The organism is Pseudarthrobacter polychromogenes (assembly GCF_014644495.1).
Taxonomy (GTDB): Bacteria; Actinomycetota; Actinomycetes; order Actinomycetales; family Micrococcaceae; genus Arthrobacter; species Arthrobacter polychromogenes.
In genome coordinates, this window is the sequence record NZ_BMKU01000018.1 from 40727 (window position 1) to 48748 (window position 8022).

The window sequence follows — 8022 nt, forward strand, 5'->3', positions numbered from 1 at the left end:
TCAGTCCTCCAACAGGTCGATGCGTCGTGCTTTTCTTCGTGGCCGGATGCTGGCCGCTTCGATCGGCGTGACCGGGTCCTGGCCATCTCCGCCGGTCGGCGTGGGGGCTTCCATCTGCTGTTCGGGCACTGCAGGGACGGTGGCGGCAGCACGTCCTGCGGCCTGCCTTTCCGTGCGACTTGCTGGGGCGGTCATGATTCTGTTGACATTGGCCAGGAGTTCGTTGCCCGGCACTTGGCCGCGACGGCCGATGGCCTTCTTAGCCGCGGTGAGCACGTCCAAGGAGAACGGGCCGACGAGCTGACGGGCCAGAGTCCACTCCGCTTCAATCCAGCGCCCTTTCCTGTGGTCCCTGACGTAGATCGAACGGAGCCGATACGGGTCGTAGCGAATTTCCCAGCGCCCATTGGCGGGTAAAGGAAGCCCGGACGGGACGCCCCGGTATTCATGCAGAGAGTCGGCATCGTAGGTGAGGCCTTCAAAATTGATCCCATAAGGCTGGATGGTTCGCCACTCCAGCGGAAGGAGTGCGATGTAGTCCTCCCGGGTGAGGGTAACCGGGATCTGCGGGGCTACGCCGGCTAAAGACGCGAACGCCTCGTTTGGCGTGAGGTCCTTCTTTGGCATCGCTGGATGGCGCAGGCCAGTGTGGGGGCGGTTCTGCCAAACGGCAGCGAGCCACCAGTCCAAAAGGTTCTGCACCTCTGCGAGGGTGAACGCGGCCTCGGCTGCAGGGTCCTTGCCCCGTCGGACGACGTTCGGGCCCGTGTAACCGGCTAGATATTGGGTGAAACCTGAGTTCACCCCGGCAAAGAACCGCTCGATGTGGGGTTTGTCGGTCGGAGTGCGCGGGGCGGCCTTTGTGAGGCTGATCTGGAGGCGTTCGCACGCGGCGGTAAACGTCGACCCGATAAAGACTTTGCCTCGGTCCACGGTGATGGACTCGGGCACGATGATCGGCTTGGCCGCTATGGACGCGTGAACGTCCTCGTTCCCTGGAAGCATTCCTTGCGGCAGAACGGAGCGGGAGTAGGACAGGGAGGCATCCCAGCCCGGCTGCATTGGCAAAGGCGTCATAGCCCTGGCCAGCAGGATTGCGGCGTCGACCCCCTTGGTCGCCACGGGCCGCAGGATCGCCGCCAACGGCGTTCGGGTCGCCACGTCCAAGGCCACGGTCAGATCCGCCCGGCTCGTCGTGCCGTCCGGGCACAGGACCATGACATCCAGCGGGGTGGAGTCGATCTCGACGAGTTCTCCGGGGCGGGACGGAGCCTGCCGTCCCCACGATCTGTCGGGCCGGTTGGCCTGCGTCCTGCGTGTTGTCGCGTCGCCGAATGGGTGGCGGGAACGTTCGATCCTTCTGAGAATGCGGTACATAGTGGTTTCCGAAGGCACCGTAAGGCCCTGCTGGGCAGCGAGCACGCGCACCCTGTTGACGGCCCTCGACCGGGTGCCGGTGGAGAGGTTCCTCTGACCGGATACCTCCGCTTCCAGCAACGCTACGACCCTCGGGTCAGTGCGGCCCGACATACTGGCCGGACGAATCAGACGGCCATCAACCAGCCCGGCAACACCGTCCTTGCGGTAGGCGGCGATATGCCGGAACAACGTGCGCTCTCCCATCGGAGTGCCGGTGGCCGCGAGTTCTGCCAGCTTCGCGGCGATCCTGTCCTGGAGGCGGTTTCTGAGATCGTAATCAGGTGTCGGCACGGTTCCCGCCGCTGCCTCCGGCGGAATACCGTAGACCACCTCGTGCACATGCCGGTGCAACCACTGAGCCCGATCCCGTGCATCCGTATCGAGAGTCTCCAACACAGCTGCACCCTCCAGCGACGGAAACCCTCCCGGGGAGTCGGGAAGATACGAATCATCCGCCAGGAGCTCTGCGACCGGCACACGCCGGATGCGGTTTGTTGCCAGGTTTTTCAACGCAAGCTCCGTACCGTCCTGGGCGACAACCTGCCACGACGCACTGTCGAACTGGAGGAAATCGAACAGCCTGACCGACCTCACGATGCCTCCTCGACCAGCACATAAGCCAGATACCCCTGGCTCGATGCGATCGGGGATTCCAACGACAACGGACGGCCCAGGTCCACGTCGAGCAGACCCCTGTAAGCCAGGTGCAGCACGTTCGCCTGAACCACAGAAGGGTCTGTCTTCAATTGTCGGGCGGCGCAACGCACGCCCGTGGCCATCGACGCCCCAGCCCTAAACGCTTCCCGAATGGCCAGGAGGCTCGCGGCGCTGGGAGCAAAACGGTCCTGACGGTATCCAGAGAGCCACCGGAGGTTCGCCGCGCGGGGCTCCGCCATCCCGCTGAAGACCTCATAGTCCCACCCGACGGCCTGACACATCCTGGCGGTCATCTCGAACTGGCGCTCCGCGGAACTGAGACGATCCGGATGCCGTACATCCACAACACGCCCGCCGCCGTCTCTAAGCCTGACAAAGAAGTCAGGCACATGGCCGCGGGCAGCCTCGGTGCCATGAGGCCAGAGCACGGCAAATGGCTGAGACACGATGCCGATCACATCGGTGTCGTGATCCGCCAGCATCAGGAAATCCCGCTCCAGCAGACTCTCGCACCCCACATGCGCGCCCACCGTGCTGGACCACCACGAGCCCTCATAATTCCGTTTGCCCGGCCACGCAAAGAACGACCGCACAGGCAAAGCCGACTCAAACGGCAAACCCGACAGCTCTGCGGACACCAGTTCATCCCGCAGACCATCGCGGAAACGCGCCAGAATGCGAGCCGAATCCGTAAGATTCACCGGCAAAGACCTCAAAGCACCAAGCAAAGTCACGCTGCCACATTAACTGACACAATCACCGTCAACCCGTAAGCTGCCGTGTCTTCTGACAAAACTGCCAACTCAACTGACAACGGACAGTTCTATCATCTACTTCTATTCGTCCCACTTTTAGGGCCGATAGGGAAGATTCCGTCAAGCTAGGGCAGAAGGGGCTCTGCAGAAGGGCTAGCGTTGCGGATGTTCAACTGGTGCCGTAGCCACGACGCATGTTAGAACCCTCGTTCCGGTTCAGGCGGGGTCGATAGAGATGTTACCCCGGTGTCGGGCGGATCTTCCCGCTTCGGACAGCCGAAGTAAAGACACCAGCGGTGATTAACAGACCAAGGACGAGCGACGAATAGCTCGCAACGTCTGGCTCTAATTTCAAGATGTCTTGCAGTGGCCACGCCAAAGCAGCGCCGGAAACAAGTGCGAAGACCGAGCCGACTGCGACCAGGATACGCCAGCGCACTCGCTGCGCTGGCCAAGCGAACGCAAGAAGAACGAAGAGTACAACACAGGCAGTGATGGTGTTTATTGGTTCCCACGAACCGTCCTCAGTCCATGGGGTAACCGCGACCACCAGGACGGCGATTAGGAGTGCGCCCGGATCCACCTTGCCGAGGTCCAAATGACTGTTCTTCGCGTCGGCCGGCACGGCTGTACAACCCGGATCGCTCTCGTCTTTGCCCATGTAGAAAACATACGCTTTGAGACCCCTCCTGTTCATGTCGACACTGTTGTCCTAGCAGGAAGGACTCGGAGGCGGGGTGAAACCTTGAGGCCAACGAGTGTCCTCGTTGTAGCAGACGCCGGAAAATGATGAGTTTTCTAGGCTACTGCCCGAAAGGTCGGCGCTAGAGAAGTCAGCACCCGAGAAATTCGCCCATTCAGCGGTGACCTTCACTTCTGACCTTAAAGGTCTGGGAAAAGCGCCACGAAATGTTGGCAGCAAACAGTCGTGTTACAGGCACTCCCCCGGCTATTTTCAAACGCCGATAACGCACCTTATGTAAAGTGGAAGGCTGCGTATTGCATCAGATGCATCATTTTTGGCATCCTTGCAGGGTTGCAGCCGGCCGGGTCCGGCCGGCCACAGGACGGCTGTCAGCCTTCGCACTCGATGCAGTAGGACTGGCCATTGCCTTTGCGAGCCAGCTGGGGCCGGTGCCGGACCAGGAAGCAGGATGAGCAGGTGAACTCATCCGCACCCTGCGGGACGACCTGGACGATGAGTTCCTCGGAGACGATTTCCCCGCCGGGGGTCAGTCCTTCGTCGAGGGCATCGGCCTCGTCCAGCTCGGCGACGACGCTGCGGGCATCAGGGGCGTTCGCAGACTGCAAAACCTCCAAGGAACGCTCCTGGGATTCCTTGACGTCCGAAGGGACTTCGTCATAGTCGGCTGCCACATGGCGGACCTGAACTCTTCAATCTCGCTATTGTTCCTGACCAGAGAGCGACCTACACCACCGTTAAGTTATTCCCGCCCAGCGATACAGTAGCCGCCCTTCGGGTCAGGGCTATTCTTCCGCAGCCCAGCAGGACTTGACCTGTCCACTGTGTGAGCCGACACTCGTTCTCACACACCGAGGATTGGAGGCCGCCGTGAACGGTCAGCGCATTGGCTACGTGCGGGTCAGCACCCTTGATCAGAATGAGCTGCGCCAGCTCGAGGGCCAGGTCCTGGACCGGGTCTTCACGGACAAGGCCTCCGGCAGGGACACCGCACGGCCGCAGCTGACCGAACTGCTCCGGTTCGTCCGCGACGGCGACACGGTTGTTCGCCCTCGTCCAGGGCCTCACCCGGCGAGGCGTGCGGGTGGAGTTCATCAAAGAGCAGCTCGTCTTCACAGGTGAGGACTCCCCCATGGCCAACCTCATGCTTTCGGTCATGGGTGCCTTCGCTGAATTCGAGCGGTCCCTGATCAGGGAGCGGCAGCGCGAAGGCATCGCCCTGGCCCAGCAACGCGGCGTGTACAAGGGACGGAAGAAGACCCTGACCCCGGAACGGGCGGCCGAGCTGGTCCAGCGCGCCGGCAGCGGCATCCCGAAAGTCGTCCTCGCCCGTGATTACGGAATCAGCAGGGAAACGGTCTACCAGTATCTCCGCCACGCCAGACTGGAATGAACCCCTTCCACTCCCCGGGCCAAAACCATTTCTGGCTGCCGTCCGTCAGGGCGTTGCCGGAAACCGCATCGCTCCCAGCCAATCTCAAGGTTTACCCTGGAGTGTTGACTCCGGAACTTCGGCCAACCGCTATTTGGACGGAGTTTCGCTACTTTTCACGCCCTTCGGCCGGCCGGAAAAATCATCACTACCGCCCGCGCGGCACCGGACTGTTCACTTCCAAGGGTTGAAAGCCGCACCGGAACCGGTTGTTTCGGCCACCCATTCGGAATGTCCCGCCAAGTGCCGCAGCGGCATAGTGCGTCACCTCTAAATAGTGTCCTCTTCTGCCGAGGCGGTAATTACGTCCGCGTCCTTCCACGACTCGTTGACTTTGGGGCCGGTAAGGCCGCTCTGGACTTGGAATAGTTCTTTTGTCATTCCCTGACTCTGAGCCAGTGCAGCTGCACTAGCGCGTTGGAGACGTTCCTCATCTGAGGTCGGATCGGCAAAGAATTTGGCGTCACGCAGCAAGGCCTTGATGCTGTCTGCAGCGACGCCAACTGCTTCTCCGATTTTCTTCCTGGTCAAGCCTGAGGACTGTAGTTCCAGAGCACGGCGACAGCGTTCTAACCGGTCCTGCCGCGCAGCGGCATTGGCCGCATTCCGACCCCCGACGTTTCCACTATTTTTCGTTGGTGCCGCTGGTAGGAGCGGTTTGACGATTGGCGACCACGCCCAAGACGTGATTTCCGACGTTAAAGCCGGGAGCCAAGGTGCGAATACCCGGGGCAGTGTGAGAAGGTCGCGTTCCGTTAGCTCAATTAGTGTTAGCCCCTGTCGTTCAGCAAGCTCACGCTTTTCTCGCATTCGCGCAGCGTACGCTGGATCACTTGGCAACCCCCAGAGCTCCACGAAGGTGCCATCAGCCAGAATCCAATCCGCCCTTCGTCTCCCCCGAGGGTTAAGATCTGGGTCCACCGGGTAGAGTGGCTCGCGGTCGTGCTGGATGCCAAACTGATGCAGGAAATCGCAAACGGCCTTTTCGCCTAGTGAGAGACACTTATGACCATCTCGCGCGCGAACGAGGGTGCCTCTACTCAAGCGCAAGCCGTTCTGCGTCAAGCCGGCTTTTTCTAAGAGTAGTGTCCATGGGAACTTGCCGCGCTTGATCGTGAACCTTAGCAGCAAGAGCTTATCTATAGTCTCAGGTGGCACGGGAACCCGTGAATCAATGTGCAGAGCCGCCAACTGTCCTTCCAGCATCGGCTCGTTGCTGAATTCGAGTTCTGCGAGCATTTTGAGCGCCTCAGCTGCTCTGGGCCGGTTCTCGAAGACGCCCTCGCTAGCGAACTCTAAGCATTGGTGGCAATAGGTCACCGGCGCCGTGCAGACGGTCGTCGTGAACATCCAAGCATTCTGACCGCATAGCCTGCACGACCCTGAGTTGTCGGCCAAAGTGAGTTCTCCGAACAAGTATTGCCGTTGCTGTACAAATGACTCATTAGGTCGGAAGTGATCCTTTTTCTCGTTTAGGGCACCCTGCCTAATCCGGAAGCACTTTGCCTCAATCGTGTCCTTCGTTATCAGCCGTTCCAAGCCAGTTGCCTCAACCGCATCCCAAAGGGTGCGCATCAGCGATGCGGCAACCTCTTCTTGCTTGCTCTGAAGTTTCTTCCGCCGGCCGTAATCCCTTAGTTCGTCGAAGGCAACCTCATCGTCAAGTCTCCAAGGCCTTTTGGGCAGCCCAACTTCGACTACTTGAAGACCTAGGCGCGCCGCGAAGCAAAGCGATGGCCCGACCAACCGGCTGTCTTCGACCCACAACTTCCGCGTCTTGGGGTTGTATCGGCCCATGGGTGCCACCGGTGGGAACAGGTATACCTCGGTCTGAATGTCTATCTGAAGGTTCGGAACCCTGGTGACAGGCCACGCCGCTTCCAGCGGGATCGCCGTCCTACCCTTTGGTCGGGCTAGCCGAAGGCCTGAAGTGGAAAGCAGCCTCAAAACAGCGTCTCTGTCACGTTCATCTTCGAGGAGCAAATAGCCTTGGTCGATATGGCCCACTAGTCGGCGGGTCAGCCTATCCTCAACCTCGATTCGGCGACCCGCCCTGCCGAAGCGAGTCGTCAGGCGTAGTCCTTCTACAGCTATCGGCTCGTATGTGAAGACCTGCACGGCCGCCAGGGCCCGGTCCGTCTCGAGCGATTTCTTTTTATGAATTCTCGTGTCGTCGTACCCCATGAACTCGTCAATTGCTCTTGCCAACTCCGCCGGTTCGGGGAGGTCAAGTTCCAGCCCGTCTCGGGTAGCAATCCCAGTGCAGCTCATCTCCACACCGCCCAAGGCCTTCGAGAGATCGGCAAGCCGCCTCATGCCTATCTCATTCAGCTGACTGTCATAGAAGTACCCGAAAAATCTACTGTCCCTGTCCCCACCAAACTGAGCTGGCGCTGCTATGGCGATGGCGTTCGGGTTGTAGCTATTGTCGGGCCGATGGATCAGAGCGAGTTCCAGGAGGATGCGCTCATTATGGTGCAAGGGGCGGCCAACTGACCACTCTATGAACCGTCGAATCTTATCGCCAGTATCGTTCCACTTGCAGAAGTACCAGCCCACCCCTCCAGGCGGCAAAACTGCCCTGCCGGAAACAAGACGGATTGCATACGACGAGTCCCCCATTCGCCACCCCCTGTTCCCACTTATGATCAGCAAAACGCTGTGGCAGGCACCGTGCCTATTCGTTTAGACGCTAATGCAGCAGCTGACCCAATTGTCAGGTTTTTCCCAGTCAAGTGCGGAAAATTTGTGGACGGTATCCGATGAAGTTCTGCCAGGACACGATGAGAGCGGTCATCAAGCTCGGAAGTCTGCCACCACCGAAGTCCCGCATTTCGTCATTTATCGCGGAAAGCCGACGATATGTAAGTCAAAGGCGGAGAAGGGGCTTTTCGCCGCTGGAATGGCGCCTTGTCTACTACTGCCGGCGGTGCAGTGGCCTACTGAAAAACCACCCAGAAATGACGAAGGTCCGGTCGCATGGCGCTAGGGCGTGTCTCCTAAATCGAGGGATGGCTGGCTGGAATGCTTAAGGTGTGTCGCGAACTTCTGTCTTG

The 8022-nt window shown here is 59.9% G+C and carries 6 protein-coding genes and 1 pseudogene; 1 reads left to right on the forward strand and 6 read right to left on the reverse strand.

Going from position 1 to position 8022, the window contains the following annotated elements; genetic code table 11:
• From IEX43_RS19255 to IEX43_RS19275, 5 genes are all read right to left on the reverse strand, one after another.
• Positions 1 to 2013, reverse strand: coding sequence for a Mu transposase C-terminal domain-containing protein (locus tag IEX43_RS19255; protein ID WP_188813719.1), 2013 nt, complete (start codon positions 2011 to 2013; stop codon positions 1 to 3).
• Positions 2010 to 2810, reverse strand: coding sequence for a TnsA-like heteromeric transposase endonuclease subunit (locus tag IEX43_RS19260; RefSeq protein WP_229666550.1), 801 nt, complete (start codon positions 2808 to 2810; stop codon positions 2010 to 2012). The genes IEX43_RS19255 and IEX43_RS19260 overlap by 4 nt, the downstream gene beginning before the upstream one ends.
• Positions 2811 to 3069: 259 nt before the next feature.
• Entirely contained in the window at positions 3070 to 3492 is a 423-nt protein-coding gene (locus IEX43_RS19265; RefSeq protein ID WP_188813721.1) for a hypothetical protein, read from the reverse strand.
• A gap of 51 nt (positions 3493 to 3543) precedes the next feature.
• A complete protein-coding gene (locus IEX43_RS20580) occupies positions 3544 to 3705 on the reverse strand; it encodes a pentapeptide repeat-containing protein (RefSeq protein ID WP_188813723.1) in 162 nt (53 codons plus the stop codon).
• A gap of 200 nt (positions 3706 to 3905) precedes the next feature.
• Entirely contained in the window at positions 3906 to 4208 is a 303-nt protein-coding gene (locus IEX43_RS19275; RefSeq protein ID WP_188813724.1) for a DUF4193 domain-containing protein, read from the reverse strand.
• Positions 4209 to 4404: 196 nt separating this feature from the next.
• Here IEX43_RS19275 and IEX43_RS19280 point away from each other — a divergent pair.
• Positions 4405 to 4927 (forward strand): annotated as a pseudogene (locus tag IEX43_RS19280) (recombinase family protein).
• A 309-nt stretch (positions 4928 to 5236) separates the two neighbouring features.
• Here the strand turns inward: IEX43_RS19280 and IEX43_RS19285 are convergent.
• The gene (locus IEX43_RS19285) at positions 5237 to 7588 is read right to left on the reverse strand and encodes a hypothetical protein (RefSeq protein ID WP_188813726.1); all 2352 of its coding nucleotides are present in this window, start codon (positions 7586 to 7588) and stop codon (positions 5237 to 5239) included.
• Positions 7589 to 8022 lie beyond the last annotated feature (434 nt).